Origin of the sequence: Alistipes sp. CHKCI003, assembly GCF_900021155.1 — a bacterium.
GTDB lineage: Bacteria > Bacteroidota > Bacteroidia > Bacteroidales > Rikenellaceae > Alistipes > Alistipes excrementavium.
Genome location: NZ_FCNT01000075.1, coordinates 22987 through 40997, shown reverse-complemented (window position 1 = coordinate 40997; position 18011 = coordinate 22987). Strand labels below are relative to the sequence as shown.

Annotated in this window: 14 protein-coding genes; 8 read left to right on the top strand and 6 right to left on the bottom strand. The window is 58.2% G+C overall.

All coding sequences use genetic code 11. From position 1 onward, the window contains the following. Positions 1-34: 34 nt before the first annotated feature. Positions 35-634: an NUDIX hydrolase gene (locus tag BN3659_RS09770; protein WP_091536662.1), complete on the top strand. Its 600-nt coding sequence runs from the start codon at positions 35-37 to the stop codon at positions 632-634. A gap of 799 nt (positions 635-1433) precedes the next feature. On the opposite strand, the gene BN3659_RS09765 is transcribed toward BN3659_RS09770, so the two are convergent. The 6 genes from BN3659_RS09765 to porX all read right to left on the bottom strand — a co-directional run bounded on the left by BN3659_RS09765 (position 1434) and on the right by porX (position 8143). Then, positions 1434-2288 carry a hypothetical protein gene (locus BN3659_RS09765; RefSeq protein ID WP_141682556.1) on the bottom strand — a complete coding sequence of 285 codons (855 nt, stop codon included), beginning with the start codon at positions 2286-2288 and terminating at the stop codon, positions 1434-1436. Positions 2289-2544: 256 nt separating this feature from the next. Further along, positions 2545-3360: a hypothetical protein gene (locus tag BN3659_RS09760; protein ID WP_141682555.1), complete on the bottom strand. Its 816-nt coding sequence runs from the start codon at positions 3358-3360 to the stop codon at positions 2545-2547. Between the two features lie 14 nt (positions 3361-3374). Continuing rightward, positions 3375-4802 carry a C10 family peptidase gene (locus tag BN3659_RS09755; protein ID WP_091536577.1) on the bottom strand — a complete coding sequence of 476 codons (1428 nt, stop codon included), beginning with the start codon at positions 4800-4802 and terminating at the stop codon, positions 3375-3377. Between the two features lie 638 nt (positions 4803-5440). Next, positions 5441-5851, bottom strand: a complete 411-nt coding sequence (locus BN3659_RS09750) for an SRPBCC domain-containing protein (protein ID WP_091536576.1) — start codon at positions 5849-5851, stop codon at positions 5441-5443. A 322-nt stretch (positions 5852-6173) separates the two neighbouring features. Beyond that, a complete protein-coding gene (gene tsaE / locus BN3659_RS09745) occupies positions 6174-6590 on the bottom strand; it encodes a tRNA (adenosine(37)-N6)-threonylcarbamoyltransferase complex ATPase subunit type 1 TsaE (protein ID WP_091536574.1) in 417 nt (138 codons plus the stop codon). A 2-nt stretch (positions 6591-6592) separates the two neighbouring features. Then, positions 6593-8143 (bottom strand): T9SS response regulator signal transducer PorX, encoded by a 1551-nt coding sequence (gene porX, locus BN3659_RS09740; RefSeq protein WP_091536573.1) that lies wholly within the window; start codon positions 8141-8143, stop codon positions 6593-6595. A gap of 79 nt (positions 8144-8222) precedes the next feature. Here porX and BN3659_RS12900 point away from each other — a divergent pair, with 79 nt between their 5' ends. The 7 genes from BN3659_RS12900 (at position 8223) to BN3659_RS09710 (ending at position 18009) form a co-directional block, all read left to right on the top strand. Next, positions 8223-8561 (top strand): hypothetical protein, encoded by a 339-nt coding sequence (locus tag BN3659_RS12900; protein ID WP_141682554.1) that lies wholly within the window; start codon positions 8223-8225, stop codon positions 8559-8561. 49 nt (positions 8562-8610) lie between these two features. Further along, the gene (locus tag BN3659_RS09735) at positions 8611-8883 is read left to right on the top strand and encodes an HU family DNA-binding protein (protein WP_091536571.1); all 273 of its coding nucleotides are present in this window, start codon (positions 8611-8613) and stop codon (positions 8881-8883) included. A 375-nt stretch (positions 8884-9258) separates the two neighbouring features. Further along, positions 9259-10809 carry an Rne/Rng family ribonuclease gene (locus BN3659_RS09730; protein WP_091536569.1) on the top strand — a complete coding sequence of 517 codons (1551 nt, stop codon included), beginning with the start codon at positions 9259-9261 and terminating at the stop codon, positions 10807-10809. Continuing rightward, the gene (gene mfd / locus BN3659_RS09725; RefSeq protein ID WP_253181074.1) at positions 10809-14564 is read left to right on the top strand and encodes a transcription-repair coupling factor; all 3756 of its coding nucleotides are present in this window, start codon (positions 10809-10811) and stop codon (positions 14562-14564) included. Before BN3659_RS09730 ends, mfd begins: the two co-directional genes overlap by 1 nt. A 12-nt stretch (positions 14565-14576) precedes the next feature. Then, positions 14577-15320: a type III pantothenate kinase gene (locus tag BN3659_RS09720; protein ID WP_091536568.1), complete on the top strand. Its 744-nt coding sequence runs from the start codon at positions 14577-14579 to the stop codon at positions 15318-15320. Continuing rightward, entirely contained in the window at positions 15295-16638 is a 1344-nt protein-coding gene (locus tag BN3659_RS09715; RefSeq protein ID WP_171847748.1) for an OmpP1/FadL family transporter, read from the top strand. Before BN3659_RS09720 ends, BN3659_RS09715 begins: the two co-directional genes overlap by 26 nt. 33 nt (positions 16639-16671) lie before the next feature. After that, positions 16672-18009 carry a tetratricopeptide repeat protein gene (locus tag BN3659_RS09710; RefSeq protein ID WP_171847747.1) on the top strand — a complete coding sequence of 446 codons (1338 nt, stop codon included), beginning with the start codon at positions 16672-16674 and terminating at the stop codon, positions 18007-18009. The last annotated feature ends 2 nt before the right edge of the window (positions 18010-18011 follow it).

Below are 18011 nucleotides of genomic sequence, written 5' to 3'. Positions count from 1 at the left end.
CTGCTTATCCGTATCTTTGTTACAAAGTTTCGACATGAACCGTACAATCTATTTTGCCGATAAAGCCGTCGCTTTCGTGGACGAGAAGCCTGTCGGACCGCATTTTTTGCTCCGCCTCGGGGCGGGCGAGCGGGTCGGCAGAGCGAAGATACTCAAAATTCTCGAAAAACAAAATTTCGTCGCGGTATTTACGCCCGAGCCGGATGCGGTTTTCGCCGCTTTCGCTGCCGAATTCACGCCGGTGGAGGCGGCGGGAGGCATCGTGGTCAACAACCGCGGCGAGTGGCTGATGATCCACCGGAACGGCCGTTGGGATCTTCCGAAAGGCCATCTCGAAGAGTGCGAGACGCTCGAAGAGTGCGCCGTGCGCGAAGTGGGCGAGGAGACCGGTGTTACGGGCGCTCGTGTGGAACGTCCGCTTTGCGACACGCTCCATGCCTACAACCTCTACGGCAGCTGGGAGCTCAAACGGACGCACTGGTTCCGCATGCGCATCGTCGGCTGCACGCAGCCGGCTCCGCAGCGCGAAGAGGGTATCGACCGTGCGCGGTGGTGTACTCCGGAGCAGGTGCGCAACAATCTGGAGGGCACCTTTCCCACGATTCGCCGCGTGGCCGCCTGCATGGGCGAATGACCGGTAGAGTCCGGGTATTGCCGCCTCTTCCCGAGTGAGGCCGCCGGTTTACGTTTTTCGAGGTGGGGAACCGTGGGCGGGGATTCGCTTTGAAAATCACGGGCCGTTCCGGGGGAAAACGATCCGTGATTTTCGCGGGAAGGGTATGGCGGCCGAGCGATCTTCGGCGAAAGGAACTGTCGGCCGTTTTTTCGCAAGGTCTTGTTATCGGGCCGGGTTTCGGTATACCCTGCGAAAAGGTGAATGATCGGGATTTTTCGGATATGGTTCGGAAATGCCGGGGAACGTCGCCCCCCCCCGATCGAGTGAAAAGCTCTGTGCCCGACCGAGACGAAAGGGGGCCGTCAGAAGAGTTTTTTCGTCTTTTTGAGAATTGCCTCTTCGGAGAAGGTTTCGATGAGCGGCCCCGTAGCGTTAGGCCGGGCGCAGCGCCGAACCTCTTCGGACGGGACTGCGCCGGAGAGGGAGATGGACGAAAGAGAAATTCCGCCTGTTCGCTAAGCCAAACGCAGAGCCGCATTTCGGTTCGGGCTCCTCCGAGACGGGAGAACGACTGCCCGCAAGGCGAACGTTTTCGCTAAGCCGGGTGTGCGGTCCGGGTTCGCCCGGGAGATTGCCGGGCGCGAAATCGGCTGCCTAAGAGCGAACGACGGACTTGCTGTTCCAGTGCCGAAATTAGATAGAGAATCCGAACTTTCGCACGAAAAATCGATCGGAGAGTTATTATTAAGAGATTTAATTGTTCCATTCGAAAGGCAGGAAGAAATCCTGCCTTTCGAATGGAACAATCGATCGTATTTTACCATTTGCAAACGTCGGTCCGGACGGTGTAGGTGCCTCCGCGTTCGTCCGTGAGTTTGAGCTCGAACTGCTGGAGGCTGTTGCCGGCTTCGGGCGCGTGTGCGAAACGCAGCAGGAACAGAGGTCCGTCCTCAAGCTGTCCGCTCCCCATGAGGAGCAGGTCTTCTGCTGTACATTCCGAGAGGGGGATTCTGAACGGATGAAGTCCGTCGTTTACCTGCCCGTTGTAGTAGAACGTGATATGCCGATATTTTTCCGGAATATATGCGGGCGGAGCCGACCAGTCGTATCGGTCGGTATATCCGCTTTCGAGATAATCGCGCGGGGTCCATGAGATCAGTTCGCACAGGTCGTTGAGCGACGTTCCGGCCGGGTGGCCGGCATCGTAATCGGCAGTACTCGTTACGTCGATCGATACGAGGTTGTGCCACAGAGCGTCGAAACCGCCGGTGTACAACGGAAAAAATTCGCGTATTCCCGAATAGCCCGTATCCCCGTACCGTTCGCACAGCGCTTTGTAGGCTGCCGCTTTCTGAGGACGCTCGTCCGGGTTTTGTGCATCGTAATAAGCTGCATATTCCCGTGGTGCGGAACTGGAGATACGGACCTGAAGTGTCAGCGGTTCGCCGTATATGGTGCCGGCCGAAAACGATTCGGGGGCGATGAAACGCAGCAGATAGTGCGGTGCGTCGATGATCTCGAGTTCGAATCCGTCCGGTGTATCCGGCCCCGATTGCTGAGACTCCTCTTGCTTGGTATTCGTATTCGGTTTATCCGGAATCTCGGCGCTTCCTTCGCTGCATCCGAGAAGCAGCAGGAACATAGCTGCTTGTGAAAGATAGTTGGTTTTCATAAGGCGCATTTTTTAGAATTGAACACTTCATTCAGACCCTAATATAGCGATAAAAGTCGAATTGTCAAAACTTCGGGAGGAAAAACGATGTCGGGATCGCTGTCGAGGTTGCAGTAAAGAAATAAGAAAAGGGGCTGTCTAACAAGTTTTAGACACCCCTTTTTATTCGTACTGCTATTCGGGAATTTTCCGAATACGCAATTCTCAGAGGATAAAAAACTTATTAGACAGCCCCTTTCGTATGAGTTTTCCCGGACTATTTCCACTCGCAGAGATCGGTCTGAGCGATGTAGGTTTTTCCTTTCTCGTCGGTAAGAGTGATCTTGAATGCTTGACGCGAATTTTTCGTCTCGGGTTTTCGTTCGAAACTGAGCATGCAGAGCTTCATGTAACCGCTTCCGATCAGCTCAAGGTCTTCCGGGGTGCACTCCGTCAGCGGTTTTGCAAAGGGGAGACTTCCTTCGATATCGTCGTGCCGGAAAATTCGAGAGTATTTGACGAATTCGTCGGACGCTTCGGTCCAGTCGAACTCTCCGGTATATCCGTCGGCGATGTATTGCCGCGGAGTTGCGGAGTAGAGGGTGCACAGGTCGTTGAGCGAGGTTCCGGCCGGATGTTCGGCATCGTAATTCGCGATACTTTCGATCCGGATCGAAACAATATTGTCCATCGGATAAAAATTGACATAGGGTTCGGCTGTGTTGTAGTACCGTTCTTTGTCATAGGTCGTGTCTCCGTATCGTTCGCAAAACGCAACATAGGCGTTGGCTTCTTCGGAGTCAGGCTCTTTTATTTCATACCAGAAACTGTATTTCCGGTTATCCGAAGTGTCGTAGACGATATGGACCGTAAGATCGTCGTCGCTGACCAAAGCCTTGTAGCTGTTCGTCTCCACGACGCCCATGATGTAGTGGGGGATGTCTACCGGTATCGTGTTATCCGGTATGTCGCCTATGTCGTCGTTTTTTTCTTGGTTGTCAGTTTTGACGGGTTGAGGCGAAGTGTCGTCTTTATCGCATGCATACATCGATGCGAACGCAATGAACATGAGAAATATGGTTAACCGTTTCATGGCGATAAGTTAGTTTAATATAAAATCATTTTATTACTGTCGTTGAAAGCGTTGATACCCCAATCAGGATATTGTTCATCCCGTTCGGGAATATTGGCGTCGATTACGTCGTCTGTATATTGCCGTTTAGAATAATCGAATATCCGTTCGATATAATAACCATCGTAAATTCCATGTTGTCCCCAATTCAAATGGAGCATTCTGTTCTGTTCTTCAAAATGGTTTATTGAAGTTTGTCCGGTCGATGGATAGAGTACTTTTTGTGTAACTTTACGGGAACATTTTACATATCCGTCAGTAACCCAAACCGTAGTAAATAAAGATCCTACCGATCCCATTGTAAAAACGGGTTTTTGTTGATCGAGGCTTTGATAAAGCTGTTTTATCGTACTGTTTGCTAAATTTACCAATTTAGCATTTGCATAATAGACAGGATCCAAATTTTTAAGTCCGTTTACGATATATCCTACCGGTGCAGAACCTTTTCCAGTGGACGTATCGTATTTGGTTTGAAAACATACATCTAAATACGCAAGGAAGTTGGCCAGCATTTTGGTGCGGCTTTGGTCAAGAGCACTCACGTTTTTGGAATAGTTCGTATACGTATAATTGGCAAGAGTCATATAGTTGGAAATATTTGTAAATAAGTTCCATGCATATGATCCTTCGGCTGAAGGGGCGTAATTGGGTTTTCGAGTGCAAGACATCATTTGTGCAATTATGACACTGCTGATATTTAAAGAACAGTTTTTACCGTTGTCCGTTATGGGAGTGCTCATGTTAAATGGGTAACCGTTACTCCATTTTACTTTCACTAACGGCCCAATCGTTGACATTTTGTCCGGAATCCAGTCGCCATGAGTCTCTTCCAAAATTTCCGGTCCAACGATTCTCGGCTGCGCGACCATCGCCTCGGCTAATAGTTCGTATGCAAAATCCGTTCCGATGTCGGTCAGCGGTCGTGCGTCCGCCTCGTCCGCACGGGTGTCGGGCGTGGGAAGCTGCCGGCGCTTTTCGGCGCGTGCGATCGCTTCGTCGAGTTTGGCGGCGTCGAACGAACCCGATTCGGTGATCGCGTACACGGGCTCCAGCGTCCGCTGTGCGCCCAGTACGGCGAATCCTCTGCCGTCGGTGAAATTCACTACGTAGGCCATCGTATCCGGCAGGTCGTTTTCGCCGCTGCGGGTTGCGAGCGCACCGCCGCTGACTTGGATTTCACCGATGGATCGGGTGCAGTCGAACGCCCCGTTCGAACGGGTATCCTGCGCGATGGCGTTCAGCACGGCGTCGAGCTCTCCGAGAGCCTCTTCTATGGGTACGACACTGGTGCGGGATTGAGCGACAGGCATGTCGGGCCGTGCCGGCAGAGGCTCTTCGAAGTCATGGCTGCAACCGATAAGCAGCATTGAAAAAGAAACCAGCGAGAAGAACAGTGTTTTCATAGGCTTTGTTTTTTAGGTGGAAATTCTGCTCTTTTCCGCAAGTTAACACAAAAAAACGGCCGATCCAACTATTTCGATCCCCGATTTTTTAGTATAAACTTTATGAAACACGAATGGAACTTTATGCAATGTTTTGTGTAAACATTTCATTCGTATCGAGTTATGCAAGACTTGGAACGTGTCGATGCGAAATGGGGAAAATTTGGTCGCCCGAACGTACGATCTGCCGCTCGCGGATCGGCCGTCTGATACATTCAGCGGATTTCGGCGGTATCGCGTGCCGCAAATGCGACCGTAGGTTGTTCGCCGCTGCGGGCTGCGGGCCGAACCGCCGAAAAGTCTGTCTGAGAAGTCTTAAATCAGCCTTTTGCTATTGGCACGGCCATTCGGCAGTTTGCCCGAACGGGCCGTTCTCGAAGGGTTGAAAAACTTGCGGACGGCTCCGGAAAAATTGAATCATGCCATTCGGTATTGCGTTGATGCATCTCCGAGGCCCTCTCCTGCGTCTCGCCGCCCCGGAATCCGTTCGGTTCCGAAGTCCGGCGGTCGGAAAATACGGAACGCCGGCATTGAGCCTTGCGGACTATCCCCTTTTGAAGGCCCCGCAAGTCCGCATCCGCCGGGCCGGCGGTGCCGCATCAGTACTGCGGTGCGGCATTCATCGCCCGGGCGATGCCCTCGGCGATCTGATCGACTGCGCCTTGGAGTTTGCCGCCGATCATCATCTTCATCATCATGTTCAGTTCCGTGTGCAGTACCAGACGGAGCCGGGTGTCCGTGTCCGATACCTTATGGAGCTGGATCCAGAACGCGAAATCCATCGGGATACCGTCGCCCACGATCTTCACGTGCTTCGGAGCGACCTTTTCGTCCATGCGCAGCTTCACCGTGAAGCCTTTGGCCTTGAACGAGCAGGTGTCCGCATCGGCCTGCCACGCTTCGACCCGGTCGGCGACGGCGGGCGTGAGGTTGTCGAAGCGGCTGACGAGCGCATAAATCTGCTCCGCGGGCCGCAGGATCCGGTGTTGTTTGGAGATGTATTCTTGCATGTCGTGTGGTTTTGCGGCGCAAAGATAACACAAGCGCCGCGCAAATGCAAGACTGCGCATGAATCGGACGGCGCGAAGGAGGCAGCGGCGGGGCGGTGTCGTATGCCGGTCGTTTTGGGGAGGGGCGTAGGCTTTGTTGCGGCAGACGGACGGCTGCTTGCCTGCCTGCCGTAGGCGCTGCCGGAACGATACGGCTCCCTGTCGGTGCCGGCGACGGGAGCACGGAGCTCCGGCTGGCCGGCAAGGGCGTCGTCGCCGGAACGATGCGGTGCATGCCGGCGGGGCGGCGCGAAGGTCCGTTCGCCGCGGGCGGAGACGGCGGTCAGTCGATTTCGACGGTCCGTCCCTGCTCCGAGTCGGCCGTGATGCGCACGGTCATCGTGTCGTCGGGCAGCAGCGTTTCGATCTTCTCGGGCCACTCCACCAGACACAGGTCGCCCGAATAGAAGTACTCTTCGTATCCGAAGTCGTAGGCCTCTTCGGGTCTGTCGATCCGGTAGAAGTCGAAATGGTAGACGGGCCGCCCGTCCCGGCCGGAGTATTGGTTGACGATGGCGAACGTGGGACTCGTAACGTTGTCGGCGGAACCCAGCTGCGCGGCTATTTCGCGGATCAGTGTGGTCTTGCCGGCGCCCATCGCTCCGCGAAAGGCGACGACCGTCCGCGTGCCGAGCGCTTCGATCACGGCTTCGGCCGCTTCGGGGAGTTCTGCGAGGGAGTCGATATGCAGGGTTTTCATGGCTATCGTTTGGGGTTGAGAACGATGAACGGAACGATCATCTCCTCCATGGAGATTCCGCCGTGCTGGAACGTGTTCCGATAGTAGCGGATGTGGCGGTTCGCATCGTTATTGTAGACGAGAAAGTCGGAGTTGTAGGCGAAGATATAGGTCGACGTGAGGTTGCCCGACGGGAGCTGCACGTCTTCGGGGCGCAGCACTTCGTACACTTCGCGCGAGTTGTAGGCAAGGTTGCGCCCCGTTTTGTAGCGCAGGTTCGACGAGGTCTCACGGTCGCCCGTAACCTTCACGGGATTGTCCACCCGGATGGTGCCGTGGTCCGAGGTGATGACGACGGTGTGGCCCCGCTCGGAGAGCAGCTTGAGCAGCGTGAAAAGGTCCGAGTGCTCGAACCACGAGCGGGTGAGCGAACGGAAGGCCGCTTCGTCTTCGGTGAGTTCGCGGATGATGTCGGTCTCGGTGCGTGCGTGCGAGAGAATGTCGAGGAAATTGTAGACGATCACCGAGAAGTCGGTGTCGTAGATGCGTTGGATGTTGTCCAGCAGTTTGCGTCCCTGCTCGGGCCGCACGAGCTTGTCGAAACTCCATTTCCACGGCTTGCCGTTCTGGGCGAGCAGACGGCGCAGGAACTCCTCTTCGTATTGGTTTTTGCCGCCTTCTTCGTTGTCGTTGAGCCACTTGTCGGGCATCAGTTTGTCGATGGCCAGCGGCATCAGCCCTGCGAAGATGGCGTTGCGGGCGTATTGGGTGGCCGTGGGGAGGATGGCGCAGTAGAAGTCGTCGGCAGCCACGTCGTAGTAGCCGCGCAGCAGCGAGGAGATCGACCGCCACTGGTCGTAGCGGAAGTTGTCGATCAGCAGAAGCGTCGTCTTGGGGTTTGCGTCCGCTACGGGGAAGATCTTGTTGCGCATGAGCATGTGCGACATCACGGGCGACGACTCCGTGCGGCGGTTGATCCAGTCGTAGTAGTTGCGGCGCACGAATTTGCAGAATTCCTGATTGGCCTCGGTCTTCTGGTAGGCGAGCACCTCCTTGATGCTCTGGTCGGTGGAGTCCTCCAGTTCGATCTCCCAGCCTGTCAGACGGCGGTAGATCGAACACCAGTCGGCGAAGGTGTCGGCCATTTGCAGCGAGGCGGAGATGCGTCCGAATTCCGAACGGTAGTCGGCCGTCGTCTGCTCGGTTACGAGCTGCTGCTGGTGGACGTTCTTTTTGATCGACAGGAGCACCTGATTGGGGTTCACGGGTTTGATGAGGTAGTCGGCGATCTTCGATCCGACGGCCTTGTTCATGATGTTCTCCTCTTCGCTCTTCGTTACCATGATTACGGGCGTCGTGGGGCGTATCTCTTTGATTTTCGGAAGCGTTTCGAGCCCCGTCATGCCGGGCATCATCTCGTCGAGGATAATCAGGTCGTAGGCCGTCTCCGAGGCCATGTCGATGGCGTCGTAACCGTTGTTGCAGGTGTCTACCTCGTATCCTTTCCGTTGCAGAAAGAGAACATGGGGCTTGAGCAGCTCCACTTCGTCGTCCACCCAGAGTATCTTTACCATAGTGTTCCGCTTGTTTGGTGGTGCAAATGTACGTATTATCTTACCTAATCAATGCGAATTCCGGGCAAATTATTGTGCTGTGCGGAAAAATAATCGAAGACGCCGCTCCCGTCCGGGCTGGGCCGCGGCCGGGGTGCGCAGCACGATCGGCAGTGCCGGCGGCAGTGCGGCTCCGGCGATCGAAGGCGGTGCACGCAATGCGTTGTTCTGCAAACGGATGACGGCGTGTCGCCGGCACTCGTTTCCCGGGAGGCTGAAACGGATGTGCCGGGTGCAGTTTAAAATGTTGAAATATAATATTTTAATTTCGGGTCGTGTTTTGCCCGGTATTTGCTATCGCATTGCGGTCGCGGGGGATATCCGCATGCGGGAAAACAGTAAAAAAAATCGGCGGTTTATTGGCGGATATATAAATTAAGCGTATATTTGCAGTCCCTAAAGGAACTTAATTTTAATAACATAAAGATATGACTAAGGCAGATATCGTCAGCGAAATCGCTAAAAGCACCGGTGTCGAGAAGATGCAGGTGCAGACCATCGTCGAGGCGTTCATGGAGAGCGTGAAGGATTCTCTCATCCAGAACAACAACGTCTACTTGCGCGGTTTCGGCAGTTTCATCGTGAAGAAACGCGCCAAGAAGGTAGCCCGCAACATTTCGAAAAATACGACCATTACGATTCCCGAACACAACATTCCGGCGTTCAAGCCCGCGAAGAGCTTCGCCGCGAAAGTGAAATAACCGAGTACCAAGAACCTCTAAATTCATTCAACTATGCCGAACGGAAAGAAGCATAAGCGCCATAAGATGGCTACCCACAAGCGTAAGAAACGTCTTCGCAAGAACCGCCATAAGAAAAAGTAGCGGGGTAGCACTGCCGTGCTAACAATGGATAAAGCTAAAGGGGCCCCGCCCTTTTAGCTTTACCTATTTTTGAATTCCCGATTCCGGACGCTCCGTTTGCGGGGCGTGGAATTCGCGGACGGAGCCGCAGTCCGTCCGACGGAACTGTCCGAAAATCATTGGAGTTGTCCGCCACTCCACTACGAACAGGCGGTAACGTAAAACTTTCAGCATATATCGCGCTTCCCCGCCTTCGGAAGCGAACAAACATACATGAACAGAGAACTCATCGTAAACGTAAACCCGACGGAGATTTCGATCGCCCTGTGCGAAGACAAAGTCCTCGTCGAGCTCAACAAGGAGCAGTGCCGGACCGGTTTCGCCGTGGGCGATATCTATCTGGGCCGGGTGCGCAAGATCATGCCGGGCCTCAATGCGGCATTCGTAAACATAGGACACGAAAAAGACGCCTTCATCCACTACCTCGACCTCGGAACGCAGTTCGTGTCGCTGCAGAAACTCGTCGATTCGCATCAGCCCAACAAGCGGGGCCTGCGCGTGGAGTCGATGAAGATGGAGGCGCCGCTCGACAAGCAGGGCAAGATCGGCACCTACCTCGAAGTGGGACAGACCGTGATGGTGCAGGTGGCCAAGGAGGCCATCTCGACCAAGGGGCCGCGTCTGACGGCCGACATTTCGCTGGCGGGCCGCAACGTGGTGCTGGTGCCGTTCTCGTCGAAAGTATTCCTGTCGCAGAAAATCCGCTCGGCCGAAGAGAAGAAACGCCTCAAGCGCATCGCCGCCGAGGTCCTGCCGCCCAATTTCGGCGTCATCATCCGCACGGCGGCCACCGAAGCCCGGGACGAAGACATTCAGCACGACATCCAGACGCAGATCGACCGCTGGCGCAAGACGGTGCAGAACATCCGCAGGAAAACCGCGCCCGCACAGCTGATGAGCGAGATGAACCGTGCCAATACGATCATCCGCGATACGCTCAACGGTTCGTTCTCGCTGATCGCCGTCGACGACGAGGCGACCTACAACGAGATCCGCAACTACGTGAAGGCGATCAATCCCGAAATGGTGAAGATCGTGCGGCTCTACAAGGGCAACGTGCCCATTTTCGACAACTTCGATATTTCGAAGCAGATCAAGTCGCTTTTCGCCAAATACGTTTCGCTGCGGCGCGGCGCCTATCTGATCATCGAACACACGGAGGCGATGAACGTCATCGACGTCAACTCCGGCAACCGCACCAAGGCCGAGGACAATCAGGAGCAGACGGCGATGGACGTGAACCTCGCTGCGGCGAAGGAGATCGCGCGCCAGCTCCGTCTGCGCGATCTGGGCGGCATCGTCATCATCGACTTCATCGACCTGCACAAGGCGCAGAACAAGCAGGCGCTCTACGATGAGATGGTGAAGCTGATGGCTACCGACAAAGCCAAGCACACGGTGCTGCCTCTCACGAAGTTCGGCCTCATGCAGATCACGCGGCAGCGGGTGCGGCCCGTGGCCGTGGGCGAGGTGTCGGACGTCTGCCCCACGTGCAACGGCACGGGCAAGATCGAACCCACGATCCTGCTGGAGAAGAAGATCGAAAACCAGATTTCGTTCCTCACGCAGGACCGCAAGCAGAAATTCATCAAGCTGGTGGTCAGCCCCTACGTGGCTTCGTACCTCTGCAAGGGGCTCGTTTCGCTGCGCCGCCGCTGGGAGTGGCGCTATAAGGCCCGCATCCGCATCGTGGCGGATCAGAGCGTCGGCATCGTCGATGTGCATTACCACGACCGTAAGGACAACGATTTGATTCGAAAATAATGGCTGAGTCGGCCCGCGAGCAGGCGATGCGGTTGGCCGAAGGCTCGGAGAGCCTCCGCAACCTGCACCGCGAATACGTAAAGAGGAGTTCCACCGTCCACCTCGAAGAGCTGGTCGGCGGGGCTCTGTCGTTTTATGCGTCGGCGTTGATCGCCCGTGCGGGCGGCGTGCATGTCTTCGTGGCCGAAGACCGCGATGCCGCCGCCTATCTGCTCAACGATTTCTACGCCCTCTTGGACGAGCGGCGCGTCTACTTCTTTCCGACCTCCTACAAACGTTCGCTTGCCTACGGTTCGGAGGATGCGCAGGGGGTCGTGCAACGCACGGCGGCGCTCCATGCCTTGCGCGGTTTCGGCACCGGGGGGAGGGCCGGGGCCGCGCGTGTTGCGAATGCCGCTTCGGGCGAAGCCTGTTCCGCTCGTTCGGACGAATCGGTCGGCGCCTCTGCGGCGCATGCCGGCACTGCGGCTGCTTCCCGGACGGGGGCTGATGCTCCGGCCGGGGCGGTTGCCGGACAGGAGGAGGCTCGGGCGGCCGCCGGGCTTGACGGGAAAAATGCCCGGACGAAAGGCGACGTTTCGCCGACCGGAGCCGTTGCGGCCGATGCACGGAGGGGAAAGCGCTTTCCGTCGGACGGGGCCGCAGCCCCGGATGCGCGTGCGGAGCGGCGCCCCGCTCCGAAGAGCGCTTCGGCGGCGAAGGCGGAGGCGCGCGTTTCGGCGCCGGGGGCCGGACGCGGACCGGGCGGGACGGCGGAATCCGGTTCCGCGCGGGCGGACGGGCCGGATTATCTGGTCGTCTGCACCTTCCCCGAGGCGATCGCCGAGCGGGTCGCCGACGCCGACGAATTGCAGCGCGAGACCATCGCCGTGCGGGTCGGCGACCGCATCACCCCCGAGGTGTTGGAGCAGGCGCTCGTCGATGCGGGGTTCTCGCAGGTCGACTTCGTCTACGAGCCCGGGCAGTACTCCGTGCGCGGCGGCATCGTGGATGTCTTCTCCTTCTCGGAGAGCAAACCCTACCGCGTGGATTTCTTCGGCGACGAGGTGGATTCGATCCGTCGGTTCAACATATCGAGCCAGCTCTCGGCCGACAGGCTCGATGGCGTGGAGATCATCCCCAACCTCAATGCCCGCGAGGCCCGCAAGGTCTCTTTCGCGCGTTTCGCCGGCAGCGAGGCGTCGTACTGGTGCTACGATGCGGATTACGTGCTGCGGCGCGTGAACGATGTGCGCCGCAAACTGCTGGGCGATTTGGACGACCCGTCCGAGATCGACGCCTACGTCGCCAGCCGCAACAGCCTGCTGACCGATATGGCGGACAGCCGTCTGTTCGCGCTCCGCGACAACCTCGCTGATCGCCCCGCCGATGCGAAAATCGTCTTCGGCACGGCGCCGCAGCCCAAGTTCAACAAGAATTTCGAACTGCTGGCCGACGATCTGATCCGCAACGCGCTGCGCGGTTACGAGACTTTCATCCTTTCGGAGAACAGGACGCAGATCGAACGCCTCGAAAATATCCTCCATCAGATCGGGCGCGGGCAGGCGGCGCTCCGACCGCTCGCGCTGACGCTGCACGAGGGATTCGTGGACCATCGGCTCAAGGCGTGCTTCTATACCGATCACCAGATTTTCGACCGCTACCAGCGCTACCGCATCAACGGCGAGATCCGGCGGGACGAACAGATGACCGTGGCGGAGCTCAACCGTCTCCGTCCGGGCGATTACGTGGTGCACATCGACCACGGCGTCGGGCGTTTCGACGGGCTGGTGAAGATCGCGGAGAACGGTCGCACGCACGAGGCCATCAAGCTGGTCTATAAGGACGGCGACGTGCTCTTCGTCAACGTCCACTCGCTCCATCGCATTTCGCGCTACAAATCGGGCGACGGCGAGCCGCCCAAGATCTACAAGCTCGGCACGGGGGCATGGCAGAAGCTCAAGAGCGCCGCCAAGAAGGCCGTGAAGGACATCTCGCGCGAGCTGATCGCCCTCTATGCCAAGCGCAAGGCTTCCAGAGGGTTCGCCTTTTCGCCGGACGGTTATCTCCAGCACGAGCTGGAGGCTTCGTTCGCTTGGGAGGATACGCCCGACCAGCAGGCGGCGACCGCAGCCGTCAAGCGGGACATGGAGTCGGATCAGCCGATGGATCGTCTGGTGTGCGGCGACGTGGGCTTCGGCAAGACCGAGGTGGCGATCCGTGCGGCGTTCAAGGCTGCGACCGACGGCAAGCAGGTGGCCGTGCTGGTTCCCACGACGATCCTCGCCCTGCAGCACTACCGCTCTTTCTCGACCCGTCTGCGCGACTTTCCCGTGCGGGTCGAGTACCTCAACCGCACCAAATCCGCGCGCGACACGGCGCAGATTCTCGCCGATCTGGCCGCCGGGCGGGTCGACATCCTGATCGGCACGCACAAGATGCTGGGCCGGAACGTGAAGTTCCGCGATCTGGGACTGCTCATCATCGACGAGGAGCAGAAGTTCGGCGTGGCGGCCAAGGAGAAGCTCACGCAGATGAGCGTTTCGGTCGATACGCTGACCCTCACGGCGACGCCCATTCCGCGCACGCTCCAGTTCTCGCTGATGGGATCGCGCGATCTGTCGGTCATCTCCACGCCGCCGCCCAACCGGCAGCCGATCGTTACCGAGTCGCACGTCTTCTCGGAGGAGGTCATACGCGATGCGGTGGAGGCCGAACTCGCACGCGGCGGACAGGTCTACTACGTCCACAACCGCGTGGACGATCTGCCGGCGATCGAGGCGATGATCCGGCGCCTCTGTCCGAAGGCCGCGGTGCGCTCGGGGCACGGCAAGATGCCCGCCGAACAGCTCGAACGGCTCGTGATGGATTTCATCTACGGGGAGTTCGACGTGCTGGTTTCCACGACGATCGTCGAGAACGGCATCGACATCCCCAATGCCAATACGATCATCGTCGACGATGCGCAGAACTTCGGCCTCAGCGACCTGCACCAGCTGCGCGGCAGGGTGGGGCGCTCCGACCGCAAGGCCTACTGCTATCTGCTCTCGCCGCCCGACGAACTGCTTACCTCCGATGCCCGCCGTCGTCTCCGGGCCATCGAGGAGTTCTCGGACCTCGGTTCGGGTTTCAACATCGCCATGCAGGACCTCGACATCCGCGGTGCGGGCAACCTGCTGGGGGCCGAGCAGAGCGGCTTCATCGCCGACATCGGTTTCGAGACCTACCAGAAGATCATGAACGAAGCCATCGCCGAGCTGCGCGCCGAGGGGCTGGAGGTCGCGGGGCTCGGAGCGGCCGAACAGCAGGCGGTCGAACGGATGCAATACATCGACGATGCGGTGGTGGAGATCGACGTCGAAGCCGAACTGCCGGACAGTTACGTGCGCCAGACCGCCGAGAAGCTGCGCCTCTACCGCGAACTCGATTCGACGAAGGACGAGGCGGCGCTCGTGGCGTTCGAAGCCCGTCTCACGGACCGTTTCGGACCGCTGCCGCGGGCTGCGAAGGAGCTGCTGAACGTGGTGCGCCTGCGCTGGGAGGCGATTCGTCTGGGCATGGAGCGCGTGAAGGTGAAGAACGGCCTGCTGATCGTGCATTTCGTGGGCGAGCAGAACTCGCCCTATTACAAGAGCGACGTCTTCATGGAACTGCTGCGCCGCGTAACGCAGCAGCCCGACCGTTTTGTGCTCCGGCAGCACAATAACCGGCTGGCGATGACCGTTCGTAGGATAAAAGATGTGGAAGAGGCGTATAAGACCCTGAGGGAGTTGTAGCAGACGAATCCGTTGAACCTGATCGTAGACATAGGCAACACGATGGTCAAGCTCGCCGTCGCGGACGGCGGACGGATCGTCGCGCAACGCTGCGAGGAGCGGTTCGGTTCGTCGTCGGTCGACGAGCTGTTGGCCGCCTGCCCCGCGGTGGACAAGGCCGTGGTCTGCTCGACGCGGGGCGATGCGGAGGAGGTGGCCGCCGCCGTGCGGCGCAAGGTGGGCTGGTGCCTCGAATTCACGCCCCGCACGCCCGTGCCGCTCCGCAATGCCTACCGGACGCCCGAAACGCTGGGCCGCGACCGGCTGGCCGCGGCCGTGGGAGCCGCCGAGCGCTTTCCCGGACGGAACGTGCTGGTCGTGGACTTCGGGACGGCGCTGACGATAGACCTCGTAACGGCCGACGGTACGTTTCGGGGCGGGTTCATTTCGCCCGGGGTGCGAAGCCGGTTCCGCTCGCTGCACGACTACACGGCCAAGCTGCCCCTTTGTGCGCCGACGGAGGAGATGCTGCCGCTGGGCGTAACGACCGAGACGGCCGTGATGCAGGGCGTGATGCAAGGCGTGGCCTACGAGATCGGAGGACACATGGAGCGCATGGGGGCGGAGTACGGCGATTTGTGTACGATTTTTACCGGCGGAGATGCGAAATACTTTGCGAAGCGAATTAAAAATACGATATTTGCAGACTGTAATCTGGTCTTTCGCGGATTGAATAGAATTTTGGAGTATAATGCAACTGAAAAAAATCCTGATTAGTCTGGCCGTCGCGGTCGCGGCGTTGCTTCCGCGGACCGCAGCGGCGCAGTCGAGCAGCATCAACGCATTCTCGCCCTATACGATGTACGGCATCGGCGAACTCAACACGCCGGGTACGCTGCCGACACGTTCGATGGGCGGCGCGGGCGTTGCGATGCGCAAACCGGGATTTATCAACCTTCTCAATCCGGCGGCCTTCAGCACCGTGCAGCAGAAGAGTTTCCTGTTCGATTTCGGCATCGAGGGACAGAACTACTACAATGCGCAGAAGGTGGACGGCGCGACGAAGAAGTCGGCATACAACACCTTCAATTTCCATGATATAGCTCTCCAGTTCCCGCTGGCCAAGAAGATCGGCGCCGCTTTCGGCCTGACGCCTTACAGCAGTGTGGGCTACCGCACGCGCGGCTCCGAGATCAAAGACGAGTACGGTTATGCCAACTATCTTTTCGAGGGCGACGGCGACCTGACGGAGGTGAAGTTCGGCATCGGCTGGGAGATTTTCAAGAACTTTTCGATCGGCGCGGCCGCGCAATATTATTGGGGCGACATCAACCGCACGTTCGTGATGACGCCCGCCAATATCGTCGACAATACGACCATCGCCTCCACCGTCGGCAAGGATACCTACACCGTTTCGCGGTTCAAGGGGCAGTTCGGCGTGCAGTGGACGCCGCTGCTCGACGACAAGCGGATGCTGACGGTCGGCGCCACCTACGACATCGGCGGCGATCTGCGGCCCGATCGCACCAGTACGATTTATGTGGGAAACAACAGTTCGGCCACGGTCGTCGATAAAACGGAGCATATAGCCCTCGCGCTGCCCCGCCAGATCGCCGCGGGCGTCTTCTACCGGACGCCCAAGTTGTCGCTCGGATTCGATTACGTCTATCAGGACTGGCGCAGCGTCAATTCGGGACTCTCGGAAACGACGGCTGCCGGGTACGAGGTGGCCTATACCAATACGAGCACCTATAAGATCGGTGTGGAATATACGCCCAACTACATGGATGCCCGCCGGTTTCTTAACCGCTGGTCCTACCGCGCAGGCTTCCGCTACGGAGACTACAACCAGACCTTCGGAGGCAAGCGCCTCGCGCAGTACGCCGTAACGGTAGGCATCGGCATCCCCGTGCGGTTTCTGTCCGCTTCGGCCGTGGACGTCGGCTTCGAGTACGGCTATCGCGGCCGCGGCGGCGACATCGCTCCCGAGGTGGGGTTCATCCGCCAGCGGTATTTCAAGTTTTCGGTCGGATTCTCGCTCTTCGCGTCGCCCGGTTCGCAGGAGTACTGGTTCATCCGACCTAAATTCGATTGACGCACACATTAAGAAAAAATAACGCTAAAAACTATGAAAAAGGTACAGATTTTATGGGCTGCGGCTCTCGCGTTCGTGGGTACGGCGGCGATGGCCCAGCAGGACTTCAGCGGTCCGCAGTTTGCCCGTTGGGGCGAGACGGTCGAAGACCGCGAGGCGAACATCCGTGCGAGCAACTTCCTCGCCGAATCCTACAAAAACCGCAATTACGACGAGGCGCTCGTACACCTGCGTCAGCTGGTGGAGAATCGTCCGCAGGCCAGCGTCAATACCTTCAAGTACGGTGCGATCCTCTACCGTGCGAAGATCAACATGGCCAAGACGCGCGACGAGAAGAACGCCTATGTGGATTCGCTGCTGCGGATCTTCGATCTGAGGGCCGAGTATTTCGGCGATCCGGCATCCGAACGGGCCAACGTGCTGGGCGAAAAGGCCAAGGCGGTGCTGCTGTACCGCTCCGGCGACCGCGAGGCCGTGCGCGAGGCTTTCAAGACCGCCATCGCGGCCGATCCCGAGAATCCCAATCCCGAGATCGTCGCCATCTACTACAAGAATCTATGCGACGATTACCAGAACGACGAGGTCTATGCCGAAGAGGTGATCGCGGAGTACGAACGTCTGGCTCCTGTTTTCGAAAACAACCCCGACGCCGAGGAGAACCGCAAGCAGTTCGATGCGGCCTTCACGCTCAGCGGCGCCGCCACGTGCGAAAATCTCGAAAAGATCTTCGCTGCCAAGCTCGCCGCCAACCCCACGGACGAGAAGGTGCTTTCGCAGGCCGTGAACCTCATGGCCCGCGCCCAGTGCAACAGCGAATTTTTCTTCGACACGGCCGAGAAGTTCTACGAGGTGAAGCCGTCGGCCGAATCGGCCCTGATGCTGGCCCAGATCTTTCAGGACGAACATGACTACGACAGAGCGGTCAAATATCTGACCGAAGCCCTCAACATCACGACGGATGCGACCGAAAAGGAGGCGCTTCTGGTTCGCATCGGCGTGGTGGAGATGGTGGCCAACCGCATGTCTCAGGCTGCGACCGCGGCCCGTCAGGCCATCGAGCTCGATCCCGAGAACGGTCTGGCTTACTTCGTGCTCGCACAGGCTTATGCCTCTTCGGCCGCGAACTGCGCCGGTTTCGCCGGACAGACGGTCTACTGGGCCGCATACGATACGATGTCCAAGGCGGTCAACTACATGACCGAGGAGGACGAACAGTCCTACGGCCAGAACGCCCGCGCGTCGCTCGCCGCTTTCCGCAGCCGTTTCCCGACTTCCGAGGAGTGTTTCTTCAACGAACTCAAGGAGGGCGACCGCTACACGGTGAATTGCGGCATCGCTTCGGGTGTCGTAACTACCGTGCGTGCCCGATAACC